2 protein-coding genes are annotated in these 1,752 nt (G+C 48.2%); both read left to right on the top strand.

Annotated features, from left to right (window positions below; all coding sequences use genetic code 11):
* Positions 1-965 (top strand): DHHA1 domain-containing protein (locus MM817_RS16250; RefSeq protein ID WP_241717074.1); only part of this gene is annotated, 965 nt, incomplete at its 5' end.
* A gap of 3 nt (positions 966-968) precedes the next feature.
* Positions 969-1,262: a hypothetical protein gene (locus MM817_RS16255; protein WP_241717076.1), complete on the top strand. Its 294-nt coding sequence runs from the start codon at positions 969-971 to the stop codon at positions 1,260-1,262.
* Positions 1,263-1,752 lie beyond the last annotated feature (490 nt).

Raw genomic sequence — 1,752 nt, forward strand, 5'->3', positions numbered from 1 at the left:
TCTTCGTTAAGGAAGGCTTGCGTCAGATCAATCGGTCTCCAAGCGTAGGCATCCATGCACTAGCTGATGTGGCTAACAGCAAGCAAGGTGTAACGTCAACACACGTGGCGTTCCAGTTGGCTCCTCGAATCAATGCCATCGGTCGTCTGGCTCATGCCAAGCGTGCGGTTGAACTGCTTCTTGCAGATGATCCAATAGAAGCAGAACGTCTAGCGCTTGAAGCGAATGGACTCAATCAAAAGCGACAAGTCATTCAAGAGCACATCTACATATCAGCGCTAGCTCAGATCGAAGAACACGCTTGGACAGATCAAACACTCGTTGTCGCAGGTGAAGCATGGCATGAAGGGGTTATCGGCATCGTCACAGGGGAACTCACTCAAAACCTGTACAAGCCTACGCTGTGCCTGTCGATCAAAGATGGCGTCGCCAAAGGATCAGGACGGAGTGTACCTGGTGTGGATCTCTATGCGTTATTGCAAGCTGTGCAAGCACAAACGGGTATCTTCACCGCGTTTGGTGGCCACGCAGCGGCGGCAGGTTTCTCCTTACCTGCAGATCGAATCAACGACTTGCGGAGTGCATGGGCAACGGTCGCACAGGATATCGAGTGGGAACCACCGCATATCGATGTGGATGCACCGCTACACGTGCATGAGTTGACACCGCAGTTCATCGCCGATCTGAAACGACTTGAACCGTTTGGCCAAGCGAATCCAGAGCCTATTTTCTTTTTGCGCGATGTACACATTGGGGATGTACAGACGATGGGTGCCAAACAGCAACACCTACGCGCACGTGTGAAAGAAGGAACGGGACGTAGCTATTCGCTCGTCGCGTTTGGAGAAGGGGAACGGGTTTCACAATGGCTAGAACGGACCAGGCGTCATGTGCTTGTCCATGTAGAGGAGAACCGCTATCGGGACATGGTACAGATTCAGATGCGATTGGTGGAGGCGAAATGATGCATGGAACCATTGAATGGTATTCCTGACTACGACCTTCCGAAAAACGCCACCCGTTTCCATCGTCAGAAACTGCGATTCAAGCAGGATTGTGATCAATTAGAGCAGGTGCTTCAACAGATGAGGTTATGCCAAGAGGTTCAACCCACCGAATATGTGACGCGAAAGATCACCACTGTGGCTCCACGTATCGCCTCTGGTCGAAGAATGAGAAACGAAGATCACAGTCACCCCGCTAAAAAGTTACTCGCTTCACTGTCGCGTGACGATTACCAGCGAGCAAGGCATAGAATTTAACCATTTTATAGGATTTATTCTATTTAGTGAGTAATGAAACGGCGTCTGATTGAGGGAAGTGTGGACAGGTAACGTTGGAAATTTCGAATATATAGAGGAGGTAGGTATAATCGGATTAACATCCATTTCAGACATGGGTTATAAAACCTATTAGGGAAGGATGTTCATTGATGCAGTTCCATCGTTTCATGAGTTCGTACATTTGTGTCTGCTACCTTATATTTGATTCACATCAATGATTGGATATAAAACTTCATAGCAAATCAGAATTCTCCTGGTAATATCTAATGGTCTGCGGTATGTAGGTGCATGGGAGTCCTCAAGTGTTCATCTTTTGTGGATTCCAGTCATCGCCCAGTGGCTTGGACCTCTGTCAAGTTACTGGACACAAATCGAAGAACTATTTTACGCAACTGACGCAGACAATAGATCCTCCATCTGCTGGGGTGTTTTATAGCCAAGCGCTGAGTGAATTCGGTTGCGATTGTAG

Source organism: Sulfoacidibacillus ferrooxidans, from assembly GCF_022606465.1.
In the GTDB taxonomy this organism is placed as follows: domain Bacteria; phylum Bacillota; class Bacilli; order Alicyclobacillales; family SLC66; genus Sulfoacidibacillus; species Sulfoacidibacillus ferrooxidans.

Excerpts from the sequence above, each read along its gene's own strand:
- MM817_RS16255 (WP_241717076.1), top strand. The coding sequence starts at position 969 with ATGGAACCATTGAATGGTATTCCTGACTACGACCTTCCGAAAAACGCC.